Raw genomic sequence first — 14,893 nt, 5'->3', positions numbered from 1 at the left:
GCGATGTGCACGTCGATCGTCGAGATCGTGGCCGCGGAGGGCATGGCGAAGCGCGGGGACCAATGGTTTTCGCTGACCCAGGCGGTGGTCGCCTACGATCACGCGCGCCACGCGCCGCTGGGGGATGTGATCACGCTCGATTTCTTCAACGCCGCGATGGAGCCCGGGGCGCGGGCGGCGGTGGAGCTGACGCTGGAGAGCGCGAAGGAACTGAGGGCGGCGCTGGAGCGCGCGATTGTCGCGGCGGAGTTCGAGGAGGCTGAGGTGAGGGGGAAGGGGGGCGGCGCCGAGCCCAGTCATCTCGGTGTCAGCCGTGTTGTGGATTCATTCCGCCCCAGATGATAGAAGGACGCCATGTCCGGAGAGCCCGAAAACCTGATCCTGGAGCACCTGCGTGCCATCCGCGCGGAAATCGCGGCGGCCAACAGGAAGATCGACGGCGTGTCGAAGACACTCCATGCTGAGATGCAGGACTTGTCCATCGCTACGCTGGAGCGTTTCCGCCGTTTGGAACGCCGTATGGATGAGCACAGGGACGATATCGAGGCCATGCTGAAGGCCGAGATTGCCGGTTCCGGCCTCCATTGGAGAAGGGAGTTCGAAGCTCGCCTGGAGGCCTTGGAAGGCAAGCACTGAACCTGGCCCGGATATACCCCATCACCCCGGGCGCCAATTAATCCGCCTCTCCACTGCCCCTCGACCGCCTCCTGGCGAAACAGCATCGGCAGTAAATGCTCATCACGTGCCCGCACCAGAAACAGGTCTTGATCATGCGCGCTCGCCGGATCTCCCGAATGCTCCGCGCGTCGATGGTCCAACTTGCGTCCCATTTCCCGACATCCAGCTTCGCCGCCACATCCGGCGCGCGCAGCGCGAGAGCGAGGGGCTGAAACGCCTCTGGATGCGCCCCAGGACCCGGCCGGAACATCATCCCCCATGAGGAAGCGAGGTGCGCAGCACGGGCGCAGCGCCGAAGCTTCCGCGGGCGGCGTGAATCCCGCTTCTTGACCCTCTCCCGGCCGCTTCCTAGCGTCCCTGGCGCAACTGTGGCGTGGACCGATCTTGCGCCGAGGAGATCCGATGGCCACGCACCGCTTCCACCCCACTCGCTACCACAACGTCATCGGCACCGCCGAGCCGGTCCTCCACGTCGCCGACGGCGACACGGTCATCGCCGACACGGTTGACGCCTCTGGCCTCGACGCCCACGAGGCCGCCGTCGCCAGCCGCCCCAACCCCATGACCGGCCCCTTCTTCATCGAAGGCGCCGAGCCCGGTGACACCCTCGCCGTCCGCATCGACCGCCTCACGCCCAGTCGCGCCACCGGCTGGACCTACTCGCCCCTGGCCCTCACCGTGCTCGACCCCGCCGCGATCCTCGACCGCCCGCCGCAGCAGCGCGCCGTCTGGACGATCGACAACAACGCCGGCACCGTCCGCCTCCGCGAGCCCGAGCCGGGCCTCGAAAACTTCGCCCCGGACATCCAGCCCATGATCGGCTGCTTCGGCGTCGCGCCGGCGGGCGGGCAGGCCATCTCCACCGCCACGTCAGGCCCGAACGGCGGCAACATGGACTACCGCCTCTTCGCCCCGGGCACGACGGCCTGGTTCCCCGTCGCCGTGCCGGGCGCGCTCTTCTACCTGGGCGACGGCCACGCCTGCCAGGGCGACGGCGAGATCACCGGCACGGGCATCGAGACCTCCTTCGAGATGGAGGTCACCTTCCGCGTCCTGAAGCGGACCATCACCTGGCCGCGCGGCGAGACGGCGGAGGACATCTTCACCGTCGGCAATGCCCGCCCGCTCGACCAGGCGCTGCAGCACGCCACGACCGAGATGTCCCGCTGGCTCGGCGAGGATTACGGGCTGGACGCCCGCGCCGCGAGCCATCTGATGGGCCAGACCGTCCGCTACGACGTGGGCAATGTCTTCAACCCCGCCTACACCGTCGCCTGCCGGATCTCCAAGCGCTGGCTGACGCCGCGATAGGCTTGGAAGCGCCGGCGCCGAAACCCATCTGAGGGAAATGGCAACGGGATGGGCCCCGGACGGGGCGGTTCAGGATCAGATCGACGACACCGTCACGGACGGCGTCCTGCGCGCGCGCGCCTCGATCCCCAAGGGCGAGGGCGAGACCCACTGTCAGGAATGCGGCGAGGAAATTCCCTTCCCGCGCCGCCGCGCGATGCCCGGCGTCCGCACCTGCATCGCCTGCCAGTCGGAGCGCGACCGTCGGCCGGTGCAGTTCGGCTTCAACCGCCGGGGCAGCAAGGACAGCCAGCTCAAATAGGGGCCGGCCATCCGGAAACGATTGATTTTTTGGAGAATTTTGGCTTATCATGAGCCCGACCAGGAGGCGTATTGCGCCCGGGCCGGGCTTTTGTCCGAAAAGTCCAGGGGCCCGGACGGGTCGGATCGTAAGATAGTAAGGCGGCGTCAGGGCGCCGTGCGCATCAGCCGCGACAGGTCGAAGCCCTGCGCCCGCGCAATCGCGAGCGCCTGCTCCATCTGCAGCGCCGGCAGGCTCGGCGTGCGCGAGAGGATCCACAGGTAGTCCCGCTTCGGCGAGCCCACCACGGCCCATTGGTAGTCCGGGTCCAGCCCGAGCACCCAGTAGTCGCCGTAGAAGGGCCAGAAGAAGCTCACCCGCAGCCGCGCATTCCCGCTGCCCTCGACCGGATAGGCGGTGCCGCGCGCGGAACGCCGTTCGCGGGCCGGGTCGAGCCCGTTCACGCATTCGTTCAGCACGGAAATCCCGCCGGCCGCCGCCGGGAAGTAGGTGGCCGTCACCTCCTCGCAGCGCAGGCTGGAGTTGTCCTGGAAGCGCATCGGGAAGCGCGCGACCTCGTGCCAGCGCCCGGAATAGCGGGTGAGGTCGACCGAGGGCACGGTCCGCGGCGTCTCCGGTCCCGGCGCGGTGGCGCAGGCGGCGAGCAACAGCAGCAGGGCGAGCGAGCGATTCACGAAATGCTTCCTTCAGGCCAGGTCAGGCAGTGGTCGTGGATCGCGCCGGCCGTCGTGATCCAGACTGCGTCGCGTTCGGCGGCGATCAGGCTCAACGCGCGGCGCAGCGCCCGGATGCGGTAGGGCTGGCCGATGATGTAGGGGTGCAGCGCGATGCCCATGACCTGCGGGATGCCGTCGGCGGTCTGGCGCAGGCGCTCCGAAAAATCCTCGGCGATGATGGCGGCGAACTGCTCCGCCCCGTCCTTGCGCGCGACGATGGAGGGGATGTCGTTCGCCTCCTGCGGGTAGGGGATGCTGAGAATTTTTCCCGAGCGCGTTGTCTTCCAGACGGGCTGGTCGTCCATGCACCAGTTGAGGGAATAGGCGTAGCCGGCCTCCTGCAGCAGATCGGGCGTGACGGCGCTTTCCGCGATCCAGGGGGAGAGCCAGCCGCGGGGTGGCTTGCCTTCGTTCTCCGCGATGGCGGCGGTGGATTCCGCGATGAGAAGCGCCTCCTCGGCCTCCGGCAGGGTACTCTGCCGTTCGCTGTTGGTGCGGCCGTGCCCCGCGATCTCGTCGCCGCGGGCCCGATGGGCGGCCACGAGTCCCGGCGCATGGCCATACATGGCGCTGTTGAGCAGCACCGTGCAGGGGAGCGAAAGCTCGTCCAGGAGCTGGATCAGCCGAAAGCCGCCGACACGGTTGCCATAGTCGCGCCAAGCGTAGTTCAGGATGTCTGGCGGCGGGCCGCCGGGGGCGAGCTCGGCGCCCAGCCCTTCGCCGAAGGCGAAATGCTCCAGGTTCACGCCGAGATAGACGGCCAGCTTCCGCCCACCGGGCCAGGATTCGGGCCGTCGCGCGGTCCAGGGCGAATAGGGGAAGCGGCCGTGGTGGCGCAGCATGCGGGAATCCCTCCGGAACCTCCGGATGTGACGCGGCCGGCAAGGTTGCGGCAAGTGGCGCGGCGGGCCCGACTGTCCTAAACACGACGGCGATATGGAACCGCCATGCCATGGCCGCCGGAGCATGATCGTCCCAGACGGGTTTGCCGGAGACGTGAATCATGCCCGCAGCGAAACCCATGGGGCCTGAGAAGTGAGCGAATGCGAACGCAACAGGCTCTAGCTTCGGCCTGGCTCATGCGGCAGGCCCGCGGCCAGGCGTGGCGCGTGGCGCTGCCCATCGGGCTGGGCCTGGCCGTCACGGCCTGCCAGGTGACCATCGCCTTCCTCTTCGCGCGCATCCTGACGACGCTGCTGGGCTTTCCGTCCGGCGGCGGCTGGGGCGACCTTCTGGCCGCCGGCGCGCTGATGCTGGCCAGCGCCGGCCTGAGCGCCGGCCAGGAGCTGGCCCAGCAATCCGCCGGCGAGCACGCCCGCGCCCGCATCCGCGCCGCCCTCTTCGCCCGGCTGATGGAGCTCGGCCCCGCCGACCCGCGCGGCGTCGGCGAGAAGGCGACCCTGCTGGTGGACCGCGTCGAGGCGCTGGATGGATTCTTCGCCCGCTGGCTGCCGGCCATGACCCTGGCCGTCCTCTCGCCGGCCCTGATCGTCGTCCTCGTCTGGCGGGCCGACTGGGTGAGCGCGCTGGTGCTGATCTGCCTGGGCCTACTGGTCCCGGTCGCCATGGCGGTCACCGGCATCGGTGCCGCGCGTGAGAGCCGGCGCCAGCTTGACGTGCTGGGCCGCCTCGCGGGCCGCTTCGTGGACCGGCTGCGCGGCCTCGCGACCCTGGTCCAGTTCAACCGTGCCGAGGACGAGGCCCGTGCGCTCGGCGAGGCCGCCGAGGAGTTCCGCTGGCGCACGCTGCGGGTGCTGCGCGTGGCCTTCCTCTCCAGCGCTATGCTGGAGCTGCTCTCCGCCTTCACCCTGGGCTACCTGGCCTGGCGGCACGGCGCGCTGCTGACCGGCCGCGGCCCCACCGACCCGACGCTGTCGCTCTTCTGCATGCTGATGGTCCCAGCCTTCTTCGCCCCGCTGCGCGCCTTCTCGGCCGCCTACCACGAGGCCATGTCGGCCCGGGGCGCGGCCGCGGACCTCGCGCCGCTGCTGGAGGCGCCGCCGGAATCCGGCCTTCTCCTGGAGGAGGTGCCGCGCCGCGTGGCCGTGGTCTTCAACGAGGTGGAGCTGCGCCATCCGGACGCTCCGGTGCCGGCCCTCTCGCGCCTGACCTTCGCGCTGGCGCCGGGCGAGGTGCTGATGCTGGTCGGCCCCTCCGGCGCCGGGAAGACCTCGGTGCTGCGGCTGCTGATGGGCTTCGCCCGGCCGACCGGCGGCCGCATCGCCATCAACGGTCAGGACGTGACGCGGCTGCGCCCGGCCGAACTGCGGCGGCTGTCCTCCTATGTCGGCCAGCGCGCCCACATCTTCGGCGGTACGCTGCGCGAGAACATCCTGCTCGCACGGCCCGAGGCCACCGAGGCCGAGGTGATCCGCGCCGCCGAGGCTGCCCGCGTCATGGCCTTCGCCGCCGGCCTGCCCTATGGCCTCGACACGCCGGTCGGCGAGGGTGGCCACGGTATCTCTGGCGGGCAGGCGCAGCGCGTGGCGCTGGCCCGCGCCTTCCTCCGCGACGCGCCGCTGGTCCTGCTGGACGAGCCGACCGCCTCGCTCGACCCCGGCACCGAGGCCGAGGTGATGGAAGCCATCGCCCGCCTCTGCACGGGACGCACCGCCATCATCGCCACCCATTCCGCCGCGCTGCTCGGCCTCTCCGGCCGCGTGCTGGAGTTGGGCGAGAGGAGGCTCGCCGATGTGGGCTGACCTCGCTCGGGTCCTGCGCCTCTGGGCGCCGCGACGCGCGGCGCTCGTCCAGGCGCTGCTGGTCGCCATGGTCTCGGCGCTCTCGGGCGTCGCGCTGCTGGCGCTGGCGGGGCAGGGGGTCGCCGCCGGTCTCGCGGCGGGTGGCATCTTTGGCCTGGCCGCGCTCGTCTGGATCCGCCCCCTCGTGCTGCTGCGGCCCGCCCTGCGCTGGGGCGAGCGCATGACGAGCCACGCCGCCGCCTTTCGTGCCCTGGCCGACACCCGCGTCTGGTTCTTCCGCCGGCTGGCCGAGCGCATGCCCGGCGGCATCGGGATGCGCGGTTCGGGCGACCTGCTGGGCCGCGTCATCGGCGACGTGGACGCGCTGGACCGGCTCTATCTCGGCGGCATCCTGCCGGCCGGCGCCGGCCTGGCCGTGCTGGTGGCGATCGTCGCGCTGCTGGCGGGCGAGCCCTGGCTGATGCTGCTCGTCGGCCTGCCGCTGGCCCTGGCCCTCGCCTTGCCGCTGCTTCTGGCGCCCGCCGCCGCGCGGGCCGCCCAGCAAGCCGCGGATCAGCGGGGCGGGCTGCGCGCGGCCGTGGTCGATCCGCTGGCCGGGCTCGAGGACACGCTCGCTGCCAATGCCGAGACCCGCGCCATGGATCGGCTGCACGCCGCCGACCGCGAGCTCATGGGCAGCCAGCGCTCGCTGGCGAAGCGCTCGGCCTGGGCGGGGGCGGTGGGCGGGCTGCTGGCGCAGCTCGCCGTGCTGGCCGCGCTGGGCTGGGGCCTGGCCGTCGGCAACGCCGCGGCGGCGGACGGCACAGCCGCCGCGGGCATGGTGGTGCTGGCCCTCTTCCTCTCGGTCGCCGCGGCGGAGGCGCTGGGGCTCATGCCGCGCGCCGGCGCCGCGCTGGCCTCGGCGGGGGCAGGAGCCCGGCGGCTCTTCGAGGCGGCGGACACGCCCGCGCCGGTGGCGGAGCCTTCGCGCCCCGTCGCATTGCCGGCCTCCAACGATCTGGTCCTGAAGGACATCCGCTTCGGCTGGCGCCCCGATGCGCCGGTGCTGGAAGGGCTGGACCTCTCGCTGCGCGAGGGCGAGCGCGTGGCCATCCTCGGCCCCTCCGGCGCGGGGAAGTCCACGCTATCAGCGCTGCTGACCAGGCTGGCGGCGCCGCAGGCCGGGAGCATCCGCCTCGGCGGCATCGACATCGCCGAGCTGTCCGCCGCGGACATCCGCACCCGCATCGTGGTCCTCTCGCAGCAGGCGCGGCTCTTCGACGACACCATCGCGGCCAATCTACGCCTCGCGGCCCCCGGCGCCCCCGATGCCGCGCTCTGGCGCGCCCTGGCCAAGGCCGGCATCGCCGACCTCATCCGCAGCCTGCCGGAGGGGCTGGAGACCCGCTGCGGCGAGGGCGGCACCCGCTTCAGCGGCGGCGAGGCGCGCCGCATCGCGCTGGCCCGCGCCCTGCTGCCGCCCGCCGGCATCCTGATCCTGGACGAGCCGACCACCGGCCTCGACGTCGCGGCCGAGCGCGCCTTCCTCGCCACGCTCGCGACGGCCTGCGAGGGGCGCAGCCTGCTGCTCGTCACCCACCGGCTGACCGGCGTCGAGCCGCTGGACCGCGTGCTGCGCCTCGCCGGCGGGCGCCTGCTGCCCGCGACGGCCTGACCTTAAATCCTCGGAACCATCTAACCTTCCCTCGGCATGCAACCTGTCGTCGTTCAGAACGGTTGACGTGGAGCCGCGCTTAAACGACTGACAGCTTCACCGGACCCTGGAGAATCACCCCGATGCACCGCCGCATGCTGCTCGCCGCCGCCGTCCTGCCGCTCGTCGCGGCCTGCGCGGAGCTCGATCCCTTCCTCGTCCGCGACCCCGCGAACCTGCCGCGCCCCGTGATCTTCTTCACCGAGGACAGCTCCACGCTGGACGATGCCGCGAAGGCCACCATCCGCGAGGCCTCGGACACCGCCAACCGGTTCCCGGACGCCCGCGTGAACGTCTTCGGCTATGCCGGCCCCGTGGGCGGCGTGGCCTTCAACCGACAGCTCTCCGATGCGCGCGCGCAGGTGGTCGCGGCGGAGCTGCGGCGGAACGGCGTGGCCTCCGAGCGCATCTTCGTCGTGCCGCGCGGACCCGTGCCCTTCGACATGGCGCCGATCGAGAGCCGCCGCGTCGAGATCCGCTTCGCCGCCCCGACGCCGCGCCCGCCGCAATAACCCGCACAGGGTCCTGTCCGGACTCGGCTGGCCTGCTACCCTGATCGAGGCCCCGCGCGCATCCTTCCGCGCCGGGCGAGCGAGAGGCACAGCGTGACGCAGGATCCTGCGAAAGTCCTTCATGACGTCTTCGGGCATGCGGAGTTCCGCGGCCGGCAGGCGGAGATCGTCGACCATGTGATGCGGGGCGGCTCCGGCCTCGTGCTCATGCCGACGGGCGGGGGAAAGTCGCTCTGCTTCCAGGTGCCCGCGCTGTGCCGCGAGGGCCTGGCCATCGTCGTCTCGCCGCTGATCGCGCTGATGGAGGACCAGGTCGCGGCCCTCCGCCAGCAGGGCGTCGCCGCTGCCGCGCTGCATTCCGAGCTGGAGGAGCCCGAGCGGCGCGAGGTCTGGCGCGGCATCAACGAAGGCACGCTCAAGCTCCTCTACATCAGCCCCGAGCGCCTCGGCATGGACGGGATGCTGGAGCGGCTGTCCCAGCGCGACATCGCCCTCTTCGCGGTGGACGAGGCGCATTGCATCAGCCAGTGGGGCCATCACTTCCGCCCCGAGTATCGCGCGCTCAGCTTCCTCCGCAGCGGCTTTCCCGAGGTGCCGCGCCTCGCGCTGACCGCCACGGCCGACGCCCGCACCGTGGACGACATCCGTGCGCAGCTGGGGCTGGAGGATGCGCCGGTCTTCCGCGCCTCCTTCGACCGCCGGAACATCCACCTCGCCGCCGCGCCGCGCGACCAGGAGCGCGCGCAGATCCGCGCTTTTCTCCGCGAGGCCTCGGACGGGCGGGGTGCCGGCATCGTCTATTGCGGCACGCGCGCCCGCGCCGAGCAGACCGCCGACTGGCTGCGCGCCGACGGGCACGACGCCATGCCCTTCCACGCCGGCATGCCCTCCGAGGACAAGCGCGACGCGCATCGCCGCTTCGCCCGCGGCGACGCCGTGGTGATGTGCGCGACCATCGCCTTCGGCATGGGCATCGACCGGCCGGATGTGCGGTTCGTGGCGCATCTCTCGCTGCCGCAGGGCCCGGAGGGCTGGTACCAGGAGATCGGCCGCGCCGGCCGCGACGGGCTGCCGGCCCGCGCCCTGCTGCTCTACGGCGCCGGCGACATCGCGCTGGCGCGGCATCGCATCCAGCAGAGCCCCGCCTCCGACGACCAGAAGCGGATTGAGCGCGCGCGACTCGATGCCATGGTCGGCATCGCCGAGGCCGGCACCTGCCGCCGCCGCGTGCTGCTGCGCTGCTTCGGCGAGGACCTCTCCGTCGATTGCGGGTATTGCGACGTCTGCGCCGCCCCGCCGCGGCTCTACGACGGCAGCGTGGCGGCCCAGAAGTTGCTCTCGGCCGCGCTCCGCACGGGCAGCCGCTTCGGCCTTGGCCATCTGGTGGACGTGCTGCGCGGGCGGCTCACCGACAAGGTCGCGCAGTTCGGGCACGACAAGCTGCCGACCTTTGGCGTGGGCCAGGACGTGCCGGAGGGCGCCTGGCGCGGCGTGGCACGGCAGCTCGTGGCGCAGGGCGCGCTCGACATCGCCGTCGAGAACCACGGCGAGCTGGTGCCCACCGAGGCCGCTCGCCCCATCCTGCGCGGCGAGAACAAGGTGATGCTGCGCGAGGAGCTGATGCGCCCGCGCGAGCGCCGCGCCTCGCGCGACAATCCGCAGACGGGGTCGGACGATCCGCTCTTCGGCGCGCTGCGCGAGTGGCGGAAGGCGGAGGCGCGGTCCCAACAGGTGCCGGCCTACGTCATCTTCCACGACGCGACGCTGGCGGAGATCGCGGCGCGCCGCCCGTCGAGCCTTGCGGAGCTGCGCGAGGTGCCGGGCGTGGGCGAGAGCAAGCTGTCGCGCTACGGCGAGGCCGTGCTGGCGGCGCTCGGCGCCGCCTGAGCGAAGGCTCTCAGGCTTCGCTCAGCGCCCGGTCCGCTACGGTCAGATGCCGCTCGTGATGCGCCGCGACGGCCGGCCGGTGCGCGATCGACAGGATCGCCGTCTCCGGCAGCCGCTCGATCAGCAGCTCGTAGAGCCGCTGTTCGCCGGCGGGATCCAGGCTCGCCGTCGCCTCGTCGAGGAACAGCCATTTCGGCTTGTGCAGCAGGGCGCGTGCCAGCGCCACGCGCTGCTGCTCGCCGCCCGAGAGGAGCTGCGCCCAGCTTTCCTCCTCGTCGAGCCGCGGCGCGAGATGGGCCAGCCCGACATCCGCCAGAACCGCCAGCGTCTCGGCATCGGAAAAACGCCCGGTCGCCGAGGGGTAGGTCAGCGCGCGCCGCAGCGTGCCGAGCGGCAGGTAGGGCCGCTGCGGCAGGAAGAAGGGGACCTCGTCCTTCGGGAAGGCGACGTGCCCGCCGCCGAAGGGCCAGATGCCGGCGATGGCGCGGAAGACGGTGGACTTGCCGCTGCCGGAGGCGCCGGTCAGCACCGCGCGCTCGCCGGGATTCAGCGTGAGCTCCGCCTTCTCCAGCAGCACGCGGCCATCGGGCAAAGCGAGGTGCAGATCCTCGACGCGGACCGAGGTGCCGTCGCTCCAATCCGCGCGCACGCCCTCGCCGCGCGCCACCGCCGCATGCGCGGCCTCGATCGCGTCGCGGAAGCCGGTGAGGCGTGCCACCGTCGCGCGCCATTCGGTGAGGGAGGAATAGTTGTCCACGACCCAGGACAGCGCGCCCTGCACCTCGCCGAAGGCCTGCGCCGTCTGGGTGAGCCCGCCCAACGGGATACCGCCGGAGAAGAAGCGCGGCGCCGCGACGACGAAGGGAAACACCGTCGCCACCTGGGCATAGCCCGCGGTGAAGAAGGTGAGCCGCTTGGTCGCCACCATCAGCGCCCACCAGTTGCCGATCACCCCGTGGAAGCGGCCGGAGAGCGTGGCGCTCTCCTCCGCCTCGCCGCGATGCAGGGCGACGCCCTCGGCATTCTCGCGGAAGCGCACCAACGCGTAGCGGAAGTCGGCCTCGACCTTCTGCTGCTGCACGTTCAGCCGGATCAGCGGCCGCCCCACCAGATGCGCGAGCCAGGTGCCGAGCGCGGCATAGATCAGCGCCACCCAGACCATGTAGCCGGGAATCTCGATGCCGAAGACGGTCGCGGGTCCGGAGAGCGTCCAGAGCACGAAGAGGAAGGAGAAGAGCGTCACCACGGTCCGCATCAGCCCGAGGCCGAGCACCAGCGTGGCGTCCACGAAGAGCTTGGCGTCCTCGGCGATGCGTTGGTCGGGGTTGTCCGTGCCGCGGTCGGTCAGCGCGATGCGGTAATAGGCGCGCTTCTCCAGCCAGGAGGCGAGCATCGTCTCGGTGATCCAGCGCCGCCAGCGGATCTGCAGCGCCTGCCGCAGGTAGAGCGCATAGACGGCGATGAGGATGTAGATCACGGCGATCCAGGCGAAGCCCGGCATCATCCCGCTGCCCGTCTCCTGCCAGGTGAAGAGCAGGTGGAAGAAGGCCGCGGAATCCCGCGCCTCCAGCGTGTTGAAGAACTCGCGGTTCCAGTAGGAGAGCAGCACCGTCATCGCCACCAGCGAGAGGTTCAGCACGACCACGGCCGCCAGCAGCCCGCGCGCCTTCCAGCGCTCGTCGCTGCGCCAGTAGGGGAGGGCGAGGGAAAGTCCCTCGCGGATGGGGCGGAGGATCTGCGTCATGGGGGCTGGTTCCAGGAATCGGCGAGCATGTGTGCCCTCGGATGGCCGGGGGCCAGCTTGAGCGCCTGTGCCACGATCTGCCGCGCGCTGGGGATCTGGCCGGAGGCATGCACGATCTCGGCGGCGGCGATCATCGCCTCCGCGCTGTTCGGCTCGTGGCGGTTGATGCGCATCTGGTCGGGCGTGAGGTCCGGCGCGCGGGAGAAGTAGCCCTCGCGCCGCGCGGCCGCATGGGCGTGGTCGCGCTCGATCATCAGGCGCAGCGCGGGGCGCAGCGCCTCGGGCATGGCGGCAAGCGCCGGGCGCGCGGCGCGGGCGTAGCTGCGGTACAGAAATTCCGGATCGTGCGAGGCGGTCTGCGCGCCCTCCCAGATGCGGTAGCAGAAGAGGATCTCGGGCAGGCATTCCAGGTGCAGGCCGGCCAGCGTGGCCTGCAGGAGGAACTCCCAGTCCTCGAAATAGGCGCGGTCGATGGTGAAGCCGCCCATGCGGTCCCAGGCGTCGCGGCGCAGGAACATGTTGGCGTCGCCGAAGCAGTTCCAGAACAGGCCGACGGAGGGGCAGGGGCCGATCGGGATCCACTTGTCCGGGCGCGTCGCGCGATGCGCCGGCGGCGGGCCGCCGCCGAGGAAGGGCTGCATCTGGCAGGTGAGGATATCGGCGCCGGAATGCTCGGCCGCGGCGACGAAGGTCGCGACCTGGTCGGGCCAGGCGGCGTTGTCGTCGTCCATGAAGAGCAGGTATTTGCCCCGGGAGGCCTCGGCGGCCTTGCGGCGCGTGATGCCCTGCCAGGAGTTCTGCTCGTTGCGCAGCAGCGTCCAGCCGCGGGCGGCGAAGCGGGGCTTCAGGGCTTCCAGGAACTCGCGCGTGGGCTGGTCGGTGCTGGCGTCGTCGACCAGGATCAGCTCGATGTTGGGATAGGTCTGGCGCTCGACCGCAGCGATGGCATGGGCCAGCGGCTCGTGCCGGTTGAAGGCGGCCATGCAGATGGAGACGAGCGGCGGATCGTCGTGCCAGGGGCGCGCCGGGGGTGCGGGATCGGGGCGGAGATCGCCCTGCCATTCCAGCCAGGCCTCGCGCACCTCGGCCGGCGTCACCTGCGGGCGCGCGGGCGCCGCGCCGTGCTCGAGCGCGCGCCGCATCGCCCCGGCCAGCGCCTCGGGCGTGCGCTCATACAGCACCGTCGCGTGGTCCGCCGCATCCACCAGCTCGCCAATGCCGCCGACATCGGGCGCGAGGAAGGGCAGGCCGGCGGCGAGGCACTCCAGCACCACATAGGGCGCGTTCTCCATGCGCGAGGCGATGACCGCAAGGCGCCCCGGCTCCGCCAGGAATTCCCGCGCGCGGTGGGGGTCGAGGTCGTTCACCACCTGCCAGGGCACCGGCCAGCGCCCGGCGATGTCCGCGAGCCAGGCCAGGGCGTTCATGCGGTCCATGTGCCCGACCTTCCCGAGAAAGGTGATCCGCTCGGGGTGGATTCCGGCGCGCAGCAGGCGCCGCACGCTCTCGCAGAACAGGCTGAGTCCCTTCCGCTCCTCCAGCCGGCCGAAGAAGACGAGCTCCCGCACCGGGCGCGGCGCGCGCGGCGGATCGGCGACCGTCGGGAAGCTCGCCGGCATGAGGTTGGGCATGACCCGGTGGCGCGCGGGCAGCCGCCAGCCCATCTTCGCGACGGTGTCGAGGATGTAGCGCGAGGGGGCGATGACCACGTCGGCGCCCTCGCAGCTGCGGCGCTCCAGCCAGTCCACCTCCAACTCCGCATGGCTGTGCAGGAACTGCGCGGAATGCGCGAAGTGCCAGAGCGTGGGGCTGTGGATCTGGCAGACCAGCACGGTATCCGCGAAGGCCAGGCCGCAGCGCTTGGCGACGGTGAGCCAATAGCCGACGCCGCCCATCTCGTGGAAATGGATCGCGTCGAAGCGGCGGGTCTTCAGCCATTGATAGGCGCCGAAGCTGAAGACCTTCTGGGTGCCCTCCAGGAAGAGCGAGACGAATTCGATGCCCCTCGCGGCATAATGCTCGCGCCAGCGCGTGACGGGCTCATTCTCCGTATAGGCGGAGGGGTAGAGGACGGTGACGTGATGGCCGGCGGCGGCGAAGACCTCCGCGGCGGCGAGGAAGGCGGTGCCCATGCCGCCGTTGCGGATGGGGCCGACGAAGTCGAGCGTCAGCAGGCAGATCCGCTGGCGCATCAGGCCTCGGCCGAGACGAGGACGAAGAGGCCGTCCTCCCGCCAGCCGCGCGGAGTCCAGCCGGCCTCGCGCAGCAGGCGGGTCAGCGCATCGCGGCCCATGAACCACCACCAGGGATCGGCGAGGCCGAAGGCCTGCGCGGATTCCCGCGTCAGGCGGCCGGGGGTGGCGCGGAACTGCGGCAGGGCCAGCGCGCCGCTCAGCGCGGCGGCACGGGGCCCGTCCAGCTCGCCGGCATGCCAGAGCGTATCCTGCGTGAAGCCGGCGTCGGCGAGCGCCGGCGTTTCGCCGACGATCTCCGTGCGCAGGATCAGCCGCTCCGCGCCCGTGCCGTGCAGTGCCGCGAGGCGCCGGGGCGGATCGCCGTCCAGCCGTGCGAGGCTCGCGCCGTCCACGACCAGATCGACCCGGCCCAGCCGGGCGCGGATGTCGGGCGCGTCGAGCGAGCCGCGCATCCACCAGACGGGCGGCGCATCGCTGCGGACGTGCAGGGTGGGGGCCAGGAGATCGCGCGCGGCGGAGCTCCCGGCGAGGATCGTCTCGGCCAGGCCCGTCCGGCCCGAGGCAATGCCGGAATCCGCCAGCAGCCGGTCCGCATGGCCTGGGCGATCGGCGGAGAAGGCGCGGATGGAGGCGGCGCCGGCCGCGACGCCGGTCAGGGTGAGGTCGGGGATCTCGCGCTCGTCGCCCCAGGCCAGGAGCACGTGCCGGCCGGGCGCGGCATGGGCCAGAAGCTCCGCGAGGCCGGGCGGGCCCGCGGGCGGCGGCTCCTCGGCAGGCGCGGGCGGCGCGGCTTCGGGTTCCGGCGCCGGCGCTTCCTGGGCCGGCGGATCCCACCAGCGCCGCAGCCGGCCGAGCACCGAGCTCATGGCGTGCCGGCCGGCCGTCGCAGGCGGATCACGCCGCGCATGGCCTCGGGCGGCACCGGCTTGCCCTTGCGCAGGATCTCCAGGCGCCCCGCCGCGGCCAGCCGCGCCGCCGCCTGCCGGACGGGGCCGAGCAGCGGCCGCCAGTCCTCCGGCGCCAGGCCCGCCGCCACCTCGGTGGGCGAGATGGAGGCGCCGGGCCCGGCCGCCTCGGTGCGGGCCAGGATCTCGGCCTCGATCGCCTCGGGTCCGACCTTCGGGCTCAAGCCCATGCGGCGGCCCCGAGGCAGG

At 72.1% G+C, this 14,893-nt stretch carries 14 protein-coding genes; 8 read left to right on the top strand and 6 right to left on the bottom strand.

Features of this window, described 5'->3' with window-relative positions; all coding sequences use genetic code 11:
* The first annotated feature begins 3 nt into the window (after positions 1-3).
* The 4 genes from AC1ROY_RS06015 (at position 4) to AC1ROY_RS06000 (ending at position 2,290) form a co-directional block, all read left to right on the top strand.
* A complete protein-coding gene (locus AC1ROY_RS06015) occupies positions 4-342 on the top strand; it encodes a DUF6295 family protein (RefSeq protein WP_493147687.1) in 339 nt (112 codons plus the stop codon).
* A 12-nt stretch (positions 343-354) separates the two neighbouring features.
* Positions 355-636, top strand: coding sequence for a hypothetical protein (locus AC1ROY_RS06010; RefSeq protein WP_493147686.1), 282 nt, complete (start codon positions 355-357; stop codon positions 634-636).
* A 444-nt stretch (positions 637-1,080) separates the two neighbouring features.
* Positions 1,081-1,989, top strand: a complete 909-nt coding sequence (locus AC1ROY_RS06005) for an acetamidase/formamidase family protein (protein WP_493147685.1) — start codon at positions 1,081-1,083, stop codon at positions 1,987-1,989.
* Between the two features lie 37 nt (positions 1,990-2,026).
* On the top strand, positions 2,027-2,290 hold the full coding sequence (locus AC1ROY_RS06000) for a DksA/TraR family C4-type zinc finger protein (protein WP_493147684.1): 264 nt from the start codon (positions 2,027-2,029) through the stop codon (positions 2,288-2,290).
* A 146-nt stretch (positions 2,291-2,436) separates the two neighbouring features.
* Here AC1ROY_RS06000 and AC1ROY_RS05995 read toward each other — a convergent pair whose 3' ends face one another.
* Together AC1ROY_RS05995 and AC1ROY_RS05990 are read right to left on the bottom strand one after the other, a co-directional pair.
* On the bottom strand, positions 2,437-2,964 hold the full coding sequence (locus AC1ROY_RS05995) for a lipocalin family protein (protein WP_493147683.1): 528 nt from the start codon (positions 2,962-2,964) through the stop codon (positions 2,437-2,439).
* Entirely contained in the window at positions 2,961-3,848 is an 888-nt protein-coding gene (locus AC1ROY_RS05990; protein WP_493147682.1) for a polysaccharide deacetylase family protein, read from the bottom strand. Before AC1ROY_RS05990 ends, AC1ROY_RS05995 begins: the two co-directional genes overlap by 4 nt.
* 201 nt (positions 3,849-4,049) lie before the next feature.
* On the opposite strand from AC1ROY_RS05990, the gene cydD reads away from it, so the two are divergent.
* From cydD to recQ, 4 genes are all read left to right on the top strand, one after another.
* The gene (gene cydD / locus AC1ROY_RS05985; protein ID WP_493147681.1) at positions 4,050-5,708 is read left to right on the top strand and encodes a thiol reductant ABC exporter subunit CydD; all 1,659 of its coding nucleotides are present in this window, start codon (positions 4,050-4,052) and stop codon (positions 5,706-5,708) included.
* Complete coding sequence (gene cydC, locus AC1ROY_RS05980) at positions 5,698-7,362, top strand: thiol reductant ABC exporter subunit CydC (RefSeq protein ID WP_493147680.1); 1,665 nt, start codon at positions 5,698-5,700, stop codon at positions 7,360-7,362. The genes cydD and cydC overlap by 11 nt, the downstream gene beginning before the upstream one ends.
* Positions 7,363-7,484: 122 nt before the next feature.
* Positions 7,485-7,913, top strand: coding sequence for an OmpA family protein (locus tag AC1ROY_RS05975; protein ID WP_493147679.1), 429 nt, complete (start codon positions 7,485-7,487; stop codon positions 7,911-7,913).
* A gap of 93 nt (positions 7,914-8,006) precedes the next feature.
* Positions 8,007-9,800 (top strand): DNA helicase RecQ, encoded by a 1,794-nt coding sequence (gene recQ, locus AC1ROY_RS05970; protein ID WP_493147678.1) that lies wholly within the window; start codon positions 8,007-8,009, stop codon positions 9,798-9,800.
* Between the two features lie 10 nt (positions 9,801-9,810).
* Here the strand turns inward: recQ and AC1ROY_RS05965 are convergent, their stop codons facing one another.
* The 4 genes from AC1ROY_RS05965 to AC1ROY_RS05950 are packed head-to-tail and all read right to left on the bottom strand — an operon-like array spanning position 9,811 to position 14,868.
* The gene (locus AC1ROY_RS05965; protein ID WP_493147677.1) at positions 9,811-11,544 is read right to left on the bottom strand and encodes an ABC transporter ATP-binding protein/permease; all 1,734 of its coding nucleotides are present in this window, start codon (positions 11,542-11,544) and stop codon (positions 9,811-9,813) included.
* Positions 11,541-13,736: a glycosyltransferase gene (locus AC1ROY_RS05960; protein WP_493147676.1), complete on the bottom strand. Its 2,196-nt coding sequence runs from the start codon at positions 13,734-13,736 to the stop codon at positions 11,541-11,543. The genes AC1ROY_RS05965 and AC1ROY_RS05960 overlap by 4 nt, the downstream gene beginning before the upstream one ends.
* Positions 13,736-14,605, bottom strand: coding sequence for a hypothetical protein (locus AC1ROY_RS05955; RefSeq protein WP_493147675.1), 870 nt, complete (start codon positions 14,603-14,605; stop codon positions 13,736-13,738). Before AC1ROY_RS05955 ends, AC1ROY_RS05960 begins: the two co-directional genes overlap by 1 nt.
* Positions 14,602-14,868 carry a DUF3253 domain-containing protein gene (locus tag AC1ROY_RS05950; RefSeq protein WP_493147674.1) on the bottom strand — a complete coding sequence of 89 codons (267 nt, stop codon included), beginning with the start codon at positions 14,866-14,868 and terminating at the stop codon, positions 14,602-14,604. Before AC1ROY_RS05950 ends, AC1ROY_RS05955 begins: the two co-directional genes overlap by 4 nt.
* Positions 14,869-14,893 lie beyond the last annotated feature (25 nt).

The sequence above is a fragment of the Roseococcus sp. GW821-FHT12F05 genome (genome assembly GCF_058806835.1).
The sequence above is the reverse complement of the archived record's forward strand: the minus strand, read 5'-3'. Positions and strand labels throughout refer to the sequence as shown.

Excerpts from the sequence above, each read along its gene's own strand:
- AC1ROY_RS06015 (WP_493147687.1), top strand. The coding sequence starts at position 4 with ATGTGCACGTCGATCGTCGAGATCGTGGCCGCGGAGGGCATGGCGAAG.
- AC1ROY_RS06010 (WP_493147686.1), top strand. The coding sequence starts at position 355 with ATGTCCGGAGAGCCCGAAAACCTGATCCTGGAGCACCTGCGTGCCATC.
- AC1ROY_RS06005 (WP_493147685.1), top strand. The coding sequence starts at position 1,081 with ATGGCCACGCACCGCTTCCACCCCACTCGCTACCACAACGTCATCGGC.
- AC1ROY_RS06000 (WP_493147684.1), top strand. The coding sequence starts at position 2,027 with ATGGCAACGGGATGGGCCCCGGACGGGGCGGTTCAGGATCAGATCGAC.
- AC1ROY_RS05990 (WP_493147682.1), bottom strand. The coding sequence starts at position 3,848 with ATGCTGCGCCACCACGGCCGCTTCCCCTATTCGCCCTGGACCGCGCGA.
- cydD (WP_493147681.1), top strand. The coding sequence starts at position 4,050 with ATGCGAACGCAACAGGCTCTAGCTTCGGCCTGGCTCATGCGGCAGGCC.
- cydC (WP_493147680.1), top strand. The coding sequence starts at position 5,698 with ATGTGGGCTGACCTCGCTCGGGTCCTGCGCCTCTGGGCGCCGCGACGC.
- AC1ROY_RS05975 (WP_493147679.1), top strand. The coding sequence starts at position 7,485 with ATGCACCGCCGCATGCTGCTCGCCGCCGCCGTCCTGCCGCTCGTCGCG.
- AC1ROY_RS05965 (WP_493147677.1), bottom strand. The coding sequence starts at position 11,544 with ATGACGCAGATCCTCCGCCCCATCCGCGAGGGACTTTCCCTCGCCCTC.
- AC1ROY_RS05960 (WP_493147676.1), bottom strand. The coding sequence starts at position 13,736 with ATGCGCCAGCGGATCTGCCTGCTGACGCTCGACTTCGTCGGCCCCATC.
- AC1ROY_RS05955 (WP_493147675.1), bottom strand. The coding sequence starts at position 14,605 with ATGAGCTCGGTGCTCGGCCGGCTGCGGCGCTGGTGGGATCCGCCGGCC.